The sequence below is a fragment of the Sinorhizobium fredii USDA 257 genome (assembly GCF_000265205.3).
Classification (GTDB): domain Bacteria; phylum Pseudomonadota; class Alphaproteobacteria; order Rhizobiales; family Rhizobiaceae; genus Sinorhizobium; species Sinorhizobium fredii_B.
The window spans coordinates 388,755-403,318 of sequence record NC_018000.1; the positions used below are offsets into that span (position 1 = coordinate 388,755).

The 14,564-nt window shown below is 63.3% G+C and carries 11 protein-coding genes; 5 read left to right on the plus strand and 6 right to left on the minus strand.

Annotated elements, in window-relative coordinates; all coding sequences use genetic code 11:
• Positions 1-95: 95 nt before the first annotated feature.
• From pgl to USDA257_RS01770, 4 genes are all read right to left on the minus strand, one after another.
• Entirely contained in the window at positions 96-794 is a 699-nt protein-coding gene (gene pgl / locus USDA257_RS01755; RefSeq protein WP_014761145.1) for a 6-phosphogluconolactonase, read from the minus strand.
• 9 nt (positions 795-803) lie between these two features.
• Positions 804-2,279, minus strand: a complete 1,476-nt coding sequence (zwf, locus tag USDA257_RS01760) for a glucose-6-phosphate dehydrogenase (RefSeq protein ID WP_014761146.1) — start codon at positions 2,277-2,279, stop codon at positions 804-806.
• A gap of 161 nt (positions 2,280-2,440) precedes the next feature.
• A complete protein-coding gene (locus USDA257_RS01765; protein ID WP_014761147.1) occupies positions 2,441-3,727 on the minus strand; it encodes an NAD(P)/FAD-dependent oxidoreductase in 1,287 nt (428 codons plus the stop codon).
• A 16-nt stretch (positions 3,728-3,743) separates the two neighbouring features.
• Entirely contained in the window at positions 3,744-5,180 is a 1,437-nt protein-coding gene (locus USDA257_RS01770) for a glutamine synthetase family protein (RefSeq protein ID WP_014761148.1), read from the minus strand.
• A 211-nt stretch (positions 5,181-5,391) separates the two neighbouring features.
• Here USDA257_RS01770 and USDA257_RS01775 point away from each other — a divergent pair, with 211 nt between their 5' ends.
• From USDA257_RS01775 to USDA257_RS01790, 4 genes are all read left to right on the plus strand, one after another.
• Positions 5,392-6,576 carry an NAD(P)/FAD-dependent oxidoreductase gene (locus tag USDA257_RS01775; RefSeq protein ID WP_014761149.1) on the plus strand — a complete coding sequence of 395 codons (1,185 nt, stop codon included), beginning with the start codon at positions 5,392-5,394 and terminating at the stop codon, positions 6,574-6,576.
• 221 nt (positions 6,577-6,797) lie between these two features.
• On the plus strand, positions 6,798-6,938 hold the full coding sequence (locus USDA257_RS36985; protein WP_014761150.1) for a hypothetical protein: 141 nt from the start codon (positions 6,798-6,800) through the stop codon (positions 6,936-6,938).
• 338 nt (positions 6,939-7,276) lie between these two features.
• A complete protein-coding gene (locus tag USDA257_RS01780) occupies positions 7,277-9,802 on the plus strand; it encodes a methyl-accepting chemotaxis protein (protein WP_014761152.1) in 2,526 nt (841 codons plus the stop codon).
• A gap of 371 nt (positions 9,803-10,173) precedes the next feature.
• Positions 10,174-11,049: a LysR family transcriptional regulator gene (locus USDA257_RS01790; RefSeq protein WP_014761154.1), complete on the plus strand. Its 876-nt coding sequence runs from the start codon at positions 10,174-10,176 to the stop codon at positions 11,047-11,049.
• A gap of 180 nt (positions 11,050-11,229) precedes the next feature.
• On the opposite strand, the gene USDA257_RS01795 is transcribed toward USDA257_RS01790, so the two are convergent.
• Both USDA257_RS01795 and aceA read right to left on the minus strand, forming a co-directional pair.
• The gene (locus tag USDA257_RS01795) at positions 11,230-11,469 is read right to left on the minus strand and encodes an SMc00767 family acetate metabolism repressor (protein ID WP_014761155.1); all 240 of its coding nucleotides are present in this window, start codon (positions 11,467-11,469) and stop codon (positions 11,230-11,232) included.
• Positions 11,470-11,590: 121 nt separating this feature from the next.
• Positions 11,591-12,880 (minus strand): isocitrate lyase, encoded by a 1,290-nt coding sequence (aceA, locus tag USDA257_RS01800; RefSeq protein WP_014761156.1) that lies wholly within the window; start codon positions 12,878-12,880, stop codon positions 11,591-11,593.
• 228 nt (positions 12,881-13,108) lie between these two features.
• Here aceA and USDA257_RS01805 point away from each other — a divergent pair, with 228 nt between their 5' ends.
• Positions 13,109-14,518, plus strand: coding sequence for a helix-turn-helix domain-containing protein (locus USDA257_RS01805; protein WP_014761158.1), 1,410 nt, complete (start codon positions 13,109-13,111; stop codon positions 14,516-14,518).
• Positions 14,519-14,564 lie beyond the last annotated feature (46 nt).

The window sequence follows — 14,564 nt, forward strand, 5'->3', positions numbered from 1 at the left end:
TTGATCTTCATCCTGTCAACGGCTCACAGCGGCAATGTTTCCAAGCGGCACGTGTCGCTGTAAAGCTTTGAATTGCTGTATCTTGTCCGGACGCGTTACGGCGCCCAGTAGATCTGCAGCGGCGATGCCGCCCGCCTCAGCACGGCACGGATCGGCATTTTGGTCTCCTCGCCCGCAGCCTTTGCGCGGTCGAGAACCTCTTTCTTTCCCTCTCCCTCGATATGCAGGACCAGATATCCGGCATCCTGAAGGCTCGAGAAAGTAAAGGTGAGGCGGGTTTCGCCGGCCCCGCCGGCCTCCATCGTGATCACGCCGCGTGGGGTCGACGCATCAAGCGCCTCCTCAAGCCGCGTCCCGCCTGGAAAGAACGAGGCCGTATGCCCGTCCGTTCCCATGCCGAGCACGACGACGTCGAAGGGAGCGGCAATGCCGGCCGTCTTCTCGCTGGCGATCGCAGCGGCAGCCTCGGCCGTTGGCGCAGCGTGATAGAGCGGCACGAACCGCGCCGCGGCCGCTTTGTCCTGTAGCAGGTTGGCGCCGACGAGAGCGTGATTGGAGCGGTCGCTTTCCGGCGGCACGAACCGCTCGTCGACGAGCGTGACCGTCACCTTCGCCCAATCGAGGTCGCGCTCGGACAGGGCGCGGAAAAACGCCTTCGGCGTCGAACCGCCGGACACTGCGATGCTCGCCTTGCCGCGCGCCGCGGCGGCGGCGGCGAGTCTGGCGCTGACCGCATCGGCAAGACCCTCTGCCAGGGCCGCCCCATTTTCGAACAGGTGCAGGGTTTCGCTCATCGGCCGGTCCTAGATCGTGTCGTTCCAGGTGCGGCCGTCACGCTCGATGAGCGCGATCGCCTGGCTCGGGCCCCAGGTGCCGGCGGTGTAGCCCTGCACCTGCTGTCCTGCCGTTTCCCAGGCTTTGAGGATCGGATCGATCCATTGCCAGGCGGCCTCCACCTCGTCGCGACGTACGAACAGTGTCTGGTTGTTGCGGATGACGTCGAGCAGCAGCCGTTCATAGGCGTCCGCATTGCGTACGCCGAAGGCTTCGGCGAAGCTCATGTCCAGGGGCACGTTCCTGAGGCGCATGCCGCCCGGTCCGGGGTCCTTGATCATCAGCGATTGCTTGACGCCTTCATTCGGCTGCAGCCGGATCATCAGTTGGTTGGCCGAGATGCGCCCGGCGCTATTGTCGAAGATCGAGTGCGGGATCTGCTTGAAGGTGATGACGATCTCCGACATGCGGCCGGCCATCCGTTTGCCGGTGCGGATGTAGAACGGTACGCCGGCCCAGCGCCAATTGCTGATCTCGGCCTTGATCGCGACGAAGGTCTCCGTGTTGGAAACGCCGCCTTCGAGCTCTTCCAGGTAGCCCTTGACGGGACCGCCGGCCGAGGCGCCGGCGCGATATTGACCCCGAACCGTGACCTGCTCGACATTGGCGGCGGTGATCGGTTTCAGGGCTCTGAGCACCTTGAGCTTCTCGTCGCGCACGGCTTCCGCGTCCATCGAGGTCGGCGCTTCCATCGCGACGAAGCAGACGAGCTGGAGAATATGGTTCTGCACCATGTCGCGCAGGGCGCCGGCCTTGTCGTAGTAGCCGGCGCGGTTTTCCAGGCCGACCGATTCGGCGACGGTGATTTGGACGTGGTCGATATGGGCCGAATTCCACAGCGGCTCATAGAGCGCATTGGCGAAGCGCAGCGCCATCAGGTTCTGCACCGTCTCCTTGCCCAGATAGTGGTCGATGCGGAAGATCTGCTCTTCGCGGAACACCTTGCCGATCGTGTCGTTCAGCTCCGTCGCCGAAGCGAGATCGCGTCCGATCGGCTTTTCGACGACGATGCGGGTGTTCTTGGTGATGAGCTTGTGATCTCTGATCTTTTCCGAGATATCGCCAAAGATCGCCGGCCCGACGGCAAGATAGAAGGCGCGGGTGCGGTCCCTGCCTTCTTCCAGCAGTTTCTTGAGATCGTCCCAGCCCTGCTCGGACTTGGCATCGACGGAGACGTAGTAAAGCCGCGAGGTGAATTTCTCCACCTCGGCCTCGTCGAATTCGCCGGGCTTCAGGTGTTCCTTCAGCGCGTCGGAGGCGAAGCGGCGATATTCTTCATGGGTGAGGGCAGCACGCGAGGCGCCGATGATACGCGTCGGCTCGGTGAACTGGCCTTCGATCTGCCGGTGGTAGAGGGCCGGCAACAGCTTGCGCTCCGCAAGATCGCCGGTGCCGCCGAACACGACATAGTCAAATGGTTCGACAGGAATGATCTGGCTACTCATGGGATGTCTCGATCTCGTTCAAGTCAGGGGCAGGTATAATCTAATCGATTTAAAAGCGCTAGGGTGCAACGCAACAAAATCGTATCTGCCCAACTTTTCTAAAGCATGACGCCCAATCGTTGAACCACGTCAAGTCGTCCGGACTTGGGCAAGCATCGCCTCTAAATCCGATCGCGCAAGGCATACCAGGTCAGCGCGAGGAAGAGCAGGGCGGATCGGAACCGTGTCCCGCCGGGGAATGCCGGGATCTTCAAGTCGTTGAGGAGATCCAGTTCCGTCGCTCTGCCGAGCGCGACATCGGCATAGAGCTTGCCGCAATAGTTCGCGAGCATGACGCCGTGGCCGGAATAACCGCCGATGCTCGTCACCCCCGGCATGACCTCGCGGTAGAAGGGCTGGCGCGGCATGGTGATGCCGACCGAGCCGCCCCAGGCATGGGGGATGGCGACGTCGGCGAGTGCCGGATAGATCTCGCGGATCTGGCGGCGGATGTGGCTGGAAATGTCGCGCGGATTGTCGGCGGTATAGGCTTCGCGCCCGCCGAACAGCAGCCGGCCATCCTTCGTCTTGCGGAAATAGCGCACCACGAAACGCGAGTCGTCGACGGATTCGCCACCCGGAAGAATCTCGGGGTGGTCCGTCAGTACCGGCGTCGCGCCGATGAAGGAGCGGATCGGCATGACGTGGCTGGCGGTCACCGGCTCGAGATTGCCGATATAGGCATTACAGGCGATCAACGCCCGTTCCGCCGTGATCGTGCCCCGGTTCGTTTCGATAACGACCGCTCCGCCCTTTTTCTCGATCTTCAGCGCCTTCGTTTGCTCATAGAGATTTGCCCCGGCGAGGGCTGCCTGCCGTGCCAGCCCGACGAGCAGCTTCATCGGATGGATATGACCGGTGCCGGTATCACGGATGCCGAAGTGGTAGTGGCTCGAGCCAAGCCGGCTTACGGTCTCCTCGCGGTCCATGAAGGAAAGATGCGAATAGCCGAACCGCTCCGCCATCGCCTCGACATGGCGGCGATAGTCGGTCTCGAAGCTCTTCTTGTGGCCGACGGAGAGCTGGCCCGGTACGAACTCGATATCGATCCCGTGCTCGCTGGCGAAATCGAGGACGTAGCGCTTGGCGTTTTCCGCCATGTCGAAAAGCAGTTGCGCCCGCTCGTGGCCGAGCATCTCTTCCGCTTCGTCGGCCCAGGCGCGCTGACCCGTGCCGAATTGCCCGCCGTTGCGCCCCGAGGCGCCGTCGCCGAAGCGGCAGGCATCGATCAGCGTGACATCGGCGCCGCCTTTCGCAAGGTTGCAGGCCGCCTGCAGCCCGGTGTAGCCGCCGCCGATGATGGCCACATCGGCCCTGCGCGAGCCCGGCATCGCCGGATAGGCGGGCCTGTCCGGGACGGTCGCCTCATACCAGGAGATTCCAGGCGAGATCGGGCTTTGCCAGGCCATCCGGATGCTCCTCAAATCAGACGTTGAGGAGCAGGAATTCGCGTTCCCACGGGCTGATGACCTGCATGAAGGTCTCGAACTCGCCGCGTTTCACCCCGGCATAGATGGCGATGAACTCGGCACTGAAGACCTCTGCAAGCGACGGCGCCGATTCCAGCAGCGAAATGGCTTCGAGCAGGCCGCGCGGCAGATCGATTTCGCCTTCGTTGGCCGTGTCTTCCGAGGGTGGCGTCGGCTGCAGGTCCTCCATGATGCCGAGATAGCCGCAGCCCAGCGAGGCGGCGAGCGCCAGATAGGGGTTCGCATCGGAACTCGGCAGCCGGTTCTCGATGCGCCTCGCCACCGGGTCCGAAACGGGAATACGGAACGCGGTCGTCCGGTTGTCGTAGCCCCAGGCCGTATTGACCGGCGCCGACATGTCCGGCGTCAAGCGGCGATAGGAATTCACGTAAGGCGCCATCATCGCCAGCGTCTTCGGCACGTAATGCTGCATGCCGCCGAGGAAGGAGAAGAACTCCTTGGATGGCGAGCCGTCCGGGCTGGAGAAGATGTTGCGGCCGGTCTCGATATCGATGACCGACTGATGGATGTGCATCGCCGAGCCCGGCTGACCCTGCATCGGCTTTGCCATGAAAGTGGCGTAGATGCCGTGCTTCAGCGCCGCTTCGCGGATGGTGCGCTTGAACAGGAATACCTGGTCGGCCAGTTCGATCGGATCGCCGTGCCTGAGGTTGATCTCGAGTTGCGCCGGCCCCTCTTCGTGGATCAGCGTGTCGATCTCGAGGCCCTGCTTTTCCGAGAAATGATAGATGTCGTCGATCAGTTCGTCGAATTCGTTGATGCCGGCGATCGAATAACCCTGGCCGCCGAGAATTGAGCGTCCGGAGCGGCCCTTCGGCGGGCGCAGCGGGTAGTCCGGGTCGTCGTTCTGGGCAACAAGGTAGAATTCGATCTCGGGCGCGACGACCGGTTTCCAGCCCTTCTGGCGGTAGAGGTCGACGACGCGCTTCAGGACATTGCGCGGCGTATAGCTGATCTGCTCGCCCTGCGAGCCGGCGATGTCGCAGATCACCTGCGCCGTAGGGTCACTCTCCCACGGTACGATGGAAATTGTCGAAAGGTCCGGCACCAGCTTGATGTCGCTGTCGCGGGAATCGTAGCGGAACTGACCGGTCTCCTCCGGATACTCGCCGGAAATCGTGTGGCGATAAATCGCCGAAGGCAGCGCCAGCGATGTGTTGGACGTGAATTTCGAGGTCGGCATCATCTTGCCGCGCGGCACACCGGCAAGGTCGGGCGTGATGCACTCGATATCTTCGATGCCGCGAATCTTCAGCCAGTCGACTGCGTCCTTCCAAGTCTTGACGCCTCGGGGCGCATGCAGGGCGAGGGGAACTCCTGAACTCTTGCTGACCTTTGCTGTCTGTTGGACAACACTTCTCTTGGAAGTCATAAATCACCGGATTCTGCTTCGGATAGCGCATCATAGCCGCCCTTTGCCAATTGGCTACTGCATGTTTCGGTAAATCGGAGGCGCCCTCAGCTCGAAGTGCCGCAGCGAGCTTTGTGCACCCGAAAGGACGCACACGGCGCTGTAGATGCTTCGCGATTGACTTTTCGCCGTTCGCCGGAAAGGAAGGCGGGAAACGCGAAGAGGGCTTTCCGTGATCGAGAAGCAGGATGTGGTGATCATCGGGGCGGGTGCCGCAGGCATGATGTGCGCGATCGAGGCGGCAAAGCGCGGCCGCCGAGTCGTCGTCATCGACCACGCCAAGGCGCCCGGCGAGAAGATCCGCATTTCGGGCGGCGGCCGCTGCAACTTCACCAATATTCATGCGGGCCCGAAAAACTTCCTTTCCGACAATCCGCATTTCTGCAAGTCGGCGCTTGCCCGCTATCGCCCGCAGGATTTCGTGTCGCTCGTCGAGCGGCACGGCATCGCCTGGCATGAGAAGACGCTCGGGCAGCTCTTCTGCGATCACTCGGCCAAGGACATAATCCGCATGCTCCTTGCCGAGATGAAGGAGGCAGGCGCGGTGCTGCGGCTCGAGACGGCGATCTCGGCCGTCGAACGGATCGCCTCGGGTTTCCGCGTCGCTACCAGCGCCGGGACGATCGAGGCCGCTTCGCTGGTGGTTGCGAGCGGCGGCAAATCGATCCCCAAGATGGGCGCAACGGGTCTCGCCTATAAGATCGCCGAGCAGTTCGGCCTGCCGGTCGTCGAGACGCGGCCCGCACTCGTCCCCTTCACCCTCGATCCGGCTCAGCTTGCCAAGCTCGGCACCCTTGCCGGGGTCGCGGCCGATGCCGAGGTCCGCTTCGGCAAGGTTGCCTTCCGCGAGGCGGTGCTCATCACCCATCGCGGCTTGAGCGGGCCGGCGATCCTGCAGGTCTCCTCCTATTGGCGCGAGGGCGCGGAGATCGTCCTGAGAGTGATGCCCGATATCGACATCGCCTCGATCCTCAAGGGCATGCGCCGCACGAGCGGACGCCAGGCGGCCCAGACCGCGCTTGCCGACATTTTACCGCGACGGCTCGCGCAGTTCTTTGCCGAGGAGGCAAAGCTCGCCGGGCGCCTGCTTGCCGATCTCTCGGACAAGGCGATCGACGCGCTGTCGACTTCCATCCAGGCCTGGACATTGAAGCCGGCGGGGACCGAGGGCTACCGGACCGCCGAAGTGACCCTCGGCGGGGTCGATACGCGCGCGCTCGACTCGCGGACCATGCAATCGACGAGCATCCCCGGCCTCTATTTCATCGGCGAATGCGTCGACGTTACCGGCTGGCTCGGCGGCTACAATTTTCAATGGGCTTGGGCTTCCGGCTTCGCCGCCGGTCAAGACGTGTAACCGCCCGGCGAAAATGGTGATTTGCGTCTTCAGCCATTCTTAAGGGAAATGGTCGAACCTGCTTTGCATGGCTTCCACAGCCGGCATAGGACTGGCGGAACGGTCCAAAAAAGAGACCAGACTGTTTCCAATTCAAGGCCTTTCCCCAGCCGCAGGATGGTTGCACCATGAAGCGTATGGCAAGACCCGAAGGTCCTGCCAAGGAGTAAGGACAGGATGCCATGACCCAGCAACGCCGCCGTCCCCGTGCCATTGCCATTGCCCGCGCCGATGAGAGCCGCTCGCAAGGCGAACTGATCGCTTTCGCCGCGACCTTTGCGCTTTTCGCGATCGCCGCTTCTGCAATCTTCTCCTCCCTCTGATTTCTCCTCCTCGCGATCGGAAGCACTTCGCCGGCGTCCTGCCGCGGATGCCCCGGCACTGGTTTAGAGCGCTCCAGTAAGAGCGCCCCCTGGCGAGCGCCGCGCTTATAGGATTCTTAATCGTTCAAAACCAATATGCGAAAGACGTGAGTCCGTCAGGTCCTCGCCGCCGGAGCGGTGCGGTCCCGCAATGATTGCCGACGGATTGGCGGCGCGCGCCGCATGATCTCCGAAAAACATCAGCCTGTTTGCGCATCGGGTGGTGCCTAAGCGTCCTGTTCGGACGCTTGACGCCATTGGGGGAGGCCAAACGCGCGCTGGGAGCCAAGGTGTTTTCCATGCTCATTGACAGGATTCTTGCCCGCTTCAAGATCCAGACGAAGGTTCTGTTCTTCATCCTGCCGTTCGTCGTCAGCATCACGGCGGTCGGCATCACCGGCCTCTATGCCTCGGGCCTGTTGCAAGGCCGCATGGAGATCTCGAACAGCGTCCTGCAGACGCTGAGCGGCTTCAAGGATGTCTACGCCGGAATGAACCACTTCCTGCACGAGACCACTGAGGAGAGCCGCAAGGCAGTCCAGGACACGATCGCGGCGCAGAAGCAGGTCCTGGCTGATACGGCCGCGCAGGTCGCAGGCGCAAGCGGCGAAACGGAGCTGGCCGCGGCGATCGGCGCGACGAACGACATCGAGGCGCGCATCGACGGACTTTGGACGCTGCATGAGGGCGAACAGAAATTGCGAGCGGCGACGACAGCCAATCTGGAGCGCCTGGCCGTCGAACAGTTGAAGGTCAAGGGGGAGACGGACTCGCTGCAATACGCCGTGCGCAAGGACGAAAACGCAGCGAAGACGATGCTGCGCAACGCCGAAAAGCTTCTGCGTGCCAGCCGCTTCTATACGGAATTCGCCACGGAAGTCAGCAAGGCCGTAACGGTCGAGGAAAAGCTGAAGGTCGCGCAGGGCCTCTTCCCGAAGATCAGCCGCACGCAGCGCGACATCTTCGTCCTGCTGCCCAAGGGCGAAAAATCTCTGGCGGAGACGGTCAATTCGGCCGCCGGTGCGATTGGCGCGCTGATCCGGTCGCCGGCCGCTCCTGAAACACTCGCCGGTCTGTCGAAATATGTCGATCGTTTCCGCAATGCCAGCTTCCGACTGGAGGCTGCCTCCGTTGGAAAGATGCGCGAGGCGACGCAGATCTTTAGTGAGCTCGACGGGAAGATTGCCAGCACCGAGTCCGTGCTGACCGCGACGCGCAGGCTTTCCGTCTCGATCACCGAAATCCAGATCGCCACGGCGGCCTTCCTCGGCAATCCGACCGAGGAGAACCGTCAGAAGCTTCTCGACAAGATTCTGGCCGTTCAGGCCAACCTCACGACTCTGCGCGGCATCGCCAAGGACGTGAGCTTCTTCGATGCAACGGCGGATGCCGTCGTGCCGATCATCGATGCGATGAAGAAGGATAGTGTCGCACTGGTCGAAATCACCGACAAACGGACGGCGGAATTCAACGCGGCCGGCGCATCGATCAACGAGATCTGGAACGACCTCACAGGATTTGCCGAGCAGCAGAAGGTCGCCGCCGGCACGGAGCGGCAGGAAGCCAACCAGATTTCCGTTGCCGCCACGGTGGCCGGCGTGGTGATTGCGCTGCTTGCGGGGATCGCGCTGACGCTGACGCTGAAGCGGCCGATTGGACAAATCACCGCGGCCATGCGCCGGCTCGCCGACGGCATGCTCGATACGGCGATCGACGGCGATGCGCGGCGCGACGAGATCGGCGACATGGCGCGGGCGCTCGGTGTCTTCAAGGAGAATGCCCTTTCGAAGGTGCGCATCGAGGCCGAAAGCGCGGAAGAGCGCGCCCGTGCCGAAGTCGAGCGCACCCGCAACGACGCCGACAAGCGCGAGCTCGACCGGCAGATCGATCTCGCCGTCAGCGAACTCGCAGCCGGCCTCGGACGGCTTGCCCAGGGGGATCTCTCCCAGCAGATCGAGGTGCCCTTCCACGGGCGCCTGGAGCAACTGCGGCAGGACTTCAACGGATCGCTCATTCGCCTGCAGGACACGCTGGCGCAGATCCGCGGCAATGCCCAGGCGATCCAGCAGGGCGGGGCCAACATGCACCACTCCGCCGACGCGCTTTCGCAGCGAACGGAGGCACAGGCCGCATCGCTCGAGCAGACGGCCGCCGCTGTCGACCAGATCACCGCAACTGTGCGCTCCTCTGCGGAACGCGCCCACGAGGCGAACCAGGCGGTTTCCGAAACCAAGCGGAGCGCCGACAGTTCGGCAACCGTGGTCGCCAATGCCATCGCCGCTATGGGCCGCATCGAAGATGCTTCGCGCCAGATCGAACAGATCATCGAAGTCATCGACGACATCGCCTTCCAGACCAACCTCCTTGCCTTGAATGCCGGCATCGAGGCGGCGCGCGCCGGCGAGGCGGGCAAGGGCTTTGCGGTCGTCGCCCAGGAGGTTCGCGAACTGGCGCAGCGTTCGGCCGAGGCGGCGCGGGAAATCAAGGGGCTGATCAACAAGTCGACCGACGAGGTCAGTTCCGGCTCGCTGCTCGTCAAGGAGACCGGGGCGGTGCTCGCCTCGATCAGCGCGCAGATCGTCACCGTCAGCCAGCATGTCGAGATGATCGCCACCGCAAGCCGCGATCAGGCGACTGCCTTGCACGAGGTCAACGGCTCCGTCAATCAGATGGACCAGATGACCCAGCAGAACGCCTCGATGGTCGAGGAGGCGACGGCCACCAGCCGTGCGCTGGCGACCCAGGCCGATACGCTGATGATGCTGGTCGAACAATTCCGCCTGGAGCCGGAAAGTGGAGCCGGCCAGGTTTATCGCGCCGCATAGCGGAAGACGGAACGTTCCTCCCGATGTGATACTCCAAATGAACGCCGCGCATCCTGGTGCGCGGCGTTGTCGTTTGTTCTGAGCTGGGCTCCTAAGGCGCGATACACGGCACGCCGTCGCAATCGTCGCGCCTCTCGGCCGGCCGAGGTTTGCGGAAGAGCGCGGCGAGCATGTGTTCCCCGAAGGTTTCCCTTCTGCCTTTCGATCGGGGCTCGAATTGATCTTCCCTGCGGCGGTTTCTCGAGGCCATGTCGAACAGCACGGCCATTGCCATCATATCCATGTGATGCTCCTTATCTCTTGGGCATCTCCTCTTTTATGCATCCCAAACTGTTTTACATACAGTCGAATCCCTCATATGTTTTTCAGCTATGAAAAATGTGGATTGGGACATCTACCGCTGTTTCATGACCGTGGCGCGCGGCGGCGGGTTGACCGGGGCAGCGCAGGCGACAGGGCTGAGCCCCGCCACGATCGGTCGGCGGATGCTGGAACTCGAGGAGCGCACCGGGCGCCTCCTCTTCATCCGCAGCCAGACCGGCTACGCGCTGACGGCCGAGGGGCGTTTCCTGTTCGAGCAGTTGCAGGAGATGGAGGCGGCGGCGCGCAAGGTCGAGAGCTGGCAGAAGGAGGGGGAGGGCGCCACGATCGTCCGGATTGCGGCGGGCACGTGGGGGTCGTGGCTGATCGCCGAAAACTTCCCGGCGATCTGCACGGAACGGGACATGTTCGGCATTTCGCTGTCGATCGGCGAAGCGCGGGCAAGTCTCGCGTACCGGGAGAGCGACATCGGCATTCGCGCCTTCGAACCGGAGGAGACCTATCTCGCCTCGCGGCCGGTCGGCGAGGTTGCCTATGCCGCCTATCGCCAAAAAAACGCGCCCGGCGGATCGGATCGTTGGGTCGCCGTCGCCGAAGAGGACGCCCTTTCGGCCTATCTGCGCTGGCCGCACGAAAACGCATCCGGCCGGATCGTGGCGACCGTCAGCCGCCCTCGCTCCCTGCTCGACTTGGCCCGCGCCGGGGCCGGCAAGGCGGTGCTGCCCTGTTTCGTCGGCGACCTCGATCCGCAACTGGAGCGGGCGGGCGATGAGATCGGGCCGCTCAGGCATCGTCAGTGGATCGTCATGAACAATGAAGACCGCCACAGGCGGGATATCCGCACCGTCGTCGATCGCATGACACGGCTGCTGCGCAGCCATGCGGATCTTTTTGCCGGTAAGCGGCCGCGGCGGAGCGCCGCCTGACCATGAAATGGGGTTCGGCCGGCTTTGCACCGGCCGAATCTCCTGTCCGTTCAGTCGCTCAGCGCAGACGGCGTCTCTCGCAAACCCGAGCCTGAAGGGCTTGAACCCTCCGATGCCGGATCTCTTGCCAGAGCGCAGCGCCAAGCATGAGTGCGGCCGCGGCCGAGGCGAGAGCCGCCATCACGCCCGTCCCTGGGTGACGATGACGGGGATCAACAGATCGCCCCAGTTGCCGTCACCGCCGTGATGGCGTGCCGAGCGCACCAGCTCGACCGAGACGCCGGCCTCGACCGCCTTCATGACCGACTGGTTGAGGCGATGCAGATCATTGGCAACCATGCGGATCGCCGCCTGCTGGTCCGGGGTCATGGCCGATGACTGTTCCTCGGCCCGTTCCTTGACGCGTGTCTGTACTGTCATGGGAGTGCTCCTTCAAAGGTTAGAGCCGGCGCGGGGGAAACCATTTCGTGCCCCGCTTACGGTTCGAGTATGCTTCCGGGGCGCCCAACGGGCAGGGATGTCGCGCGCCCCGGACTTGCATTCATTGTGCCGCCGGCAGGAACTGATCGTGTTCGGTCGACTCCTTCATCGCCGTCGTCGACGACTGGCCGCCGGTGATCGCCAGCGATACGGCGTCGAAATAGCCGGTACCGACTTCGCGCTGGTGCTTGGTCGCCGTGTAGCCGTTCGCCTCGGCAGCGAACTCCGCTTCCTGCAGCTCCGAATAGGCGGCCATCTGCCGGTCCTTGTAGCCGCGCGCCAGTTCGAACATGCCGAAGTTCAGCTGATGGAAGCCGGCGAGCGTGATGAACTGGAACTTGTAGCCCATGGCGCCGAGCTCGCGCTGGAACTTGGCGATCGTCGCGTCGTCCAGGTTCTTCTTCCAGTTGAACGATGGCGAGCAATTATAGGCGAGCAGCTTGCCCGGGTGCACCTTGTGCACGCCTTCGGCGAATTTGCGCGCCTGCTCGAGGTCCGGCTTCGAGGTCTCGCACCAGATGAGATCGCAATGCGGCGCATAGGCGACTGCGCGGGCAATGCAGGGCTCGAGCCCGTTCCTCACCTGGTAGAAGCCTTCCACCGTGCGGCCGGCATCATAGTCGACGAAGGGCTGGTCGCGCTCGTCGATGTCCGAGGTCAGGAGTTTCGCAGCCTCTGCGTCGGTGCGGGCGATGACCAGCGTCGGCGTGCCCATGACGTCGGCGGCAAGCCGCGCGGCGTTCAGGTTGCGGATATGCGCGGCGGTCGGAATCAGCACCTTGCCGCCAAGATGGCCGCACTTCTTTTCCGAGGCGAGCTGGTCCTCGTAGTGGACGCCCGCTGCACCCGCTTCGACAAAGGCCTTCATGATTTCGAAGGCATTGAGCGGCCCTCCGAAACCGGCTTCAGCGTCCGCGACGATCGGCGCGAACCATGTCTCGACCGAAAGGCCCCTTCCTTCCGAAGTTTCGATCTGGTCGGCACGCTGCAGGGTGCGGTTGATCCGTTTCGCGAGCTCCGGCGCAGCATTGGCCGGGTAAAGCGACTGGTCCGGATACATTGCCGAGGCCGTATTGGCGTCGGCCGCAACCTGCCAGCCGGAGAGATAGATCGCCTGCAAGCCGGCGCGAACCATCTGCATGGCCTGGTTGCCCGAGAGTGCGCCAAGCGCGTTGACGAAGTCTTCTTCGTGAATGAGCTTCCAGAGGCGGTTCGCGCCCATTTCGGCAAGCGAATAGCGGATCTCGACCGAGCCCCTGAGCCGCTGCACGTCCGCGGCGGAATAGGGCCGCTCGATGCCGTCGAAGCGGCCCTGCGGTGCGCTCGGAACGGGTTTGTAAAAATCAGTCATACATATCTCCTCGTCAAAATCGTGAGCTCTACAACTTTCGTCCTAGCTCGCATCGGCTCATGAGTTCATATGACAGTTTTTACATTGCAGTGCATAAACAAGCCACGTCTATTCCTGCATCGCCAAGCTAAAAGGGGTTACCTTGTCTTGTGTTTGACAATGCGGAGCAGTAAACATGTAAATGTTGTCAAAGGCGCTATAGCGGAAATTCTGTAAAGGGAGTGACAAATGGCCGAGAACAAGATCTTCGCCGGACCGCGCGTCAGACGAATCCGCAACGGGCTTCAACTGACGCAGACGGCGATGGCGGAGGCGCTCGGCATCTCGCCGTCCTACCTGAACCTGATCGAGCGCAACCAGCGGCCGCTGACGGTGCAGCTGCTGCTCAAGTTGGCCTCGGTCTACAAGGTCGACCTCGACGAACTGCAGGGCGAGGCGGGCGGCAGTCTGGCGCAGTTGCGCGAGGTCTTTGCCGATCCCTTGCTTGCCGGCGAGCTTCCGGGAGATCAGGAACTGATCGAGGTCACCGAGGCGGCACCGAACGTGTCGGGCGGCGTCGTCAAGCTCTACCGCGCCTATCGCGAACAGGCGTCGCGTCTGAAGGATCTGGCGGAGCTTCTTGCGGGGCAGGGGCACATGGCGACGCTTGCCGACACGCGGCTGCCAATCGACGAGGTCCGCGAGACATTTGAGGCGCGGCCGAACCATTTCGCCCGAATCGAAGAGGCGATGGAGGCGTTCCATGCGAGCCTGTCGCCTGGCGATGACCTTGCAGCGGCGCTGAAGGCTTGGCTGAAACGGGAACACGGCCTCGTCGTCCGGACGCTGCCGGTTCACGTCATGCCGAATCTCCGCCGCCGTTTCGACCGCCACTCGATGCGCCTGTTCATTTCCGAGCGGCTGTCGCCCTTCGACCAGACGCTCGAAATTGCCATGGAGGTCGCATCGATCGCCTGTCACGAGGCGATCGATGCGGAGCTCGACCAGATCCCCTTTTCGACCGCGGAGGCGCGCCGCATAGGCCGCTTCGAGCTCGCACGCTATGCCGCCCATGCGCTGATGATGCCCTATGCAGCCTTCCATGCCGCTGCCCAGCGGGCGAAATACGATGTCGATCTCCTGAGGGCACGCTTCCAGGTGTCGTTCGAGCAGGCGGCCAGTCGCCTGACGACGTTGCAGCGGCCCGGCGCCGCCGGCATTTCGTTCTTTCTGATGGAGATCGACAATGCCGGTCACCGCCTGCGCCGCGCCGGGGCGCAGGGCTTTCCGCATGCCCGTTTCGGCGGCGCCTGCCCGAAGCTCAACATCCATGCGGCCTTCGCGGTGCCGGGGCAGATTCTCGTCGACCGCGTGGAAATGCCGGACGGCGGCGAGTTCCTGACCGTCGCCCGCACAGTCGAAGGCCCCCAGGCCGCCTTTCAGGAGCGGGTCAGACGCACTGCGCTACTGGTCGGTTGCGACGCCGGCTTCGCGCAGGAGACGGTTTACGGGGCCGCGCGCCTGCCGGCGATCGCCGTCGGTCCGGTCTGCCGCCTCTGCGAGCGCCAGGGCTGTCTGGCACGCGCCGAGCCGCCCGTCACCCGACCGCTCGGTCTCGACGAGATGGCGACGGGCTTGAGCGTATTCGATTTTCAATAGTCAGCGCGGACGGGCGCATAAGCCCCGGATTTTGCTTGTGCTTACG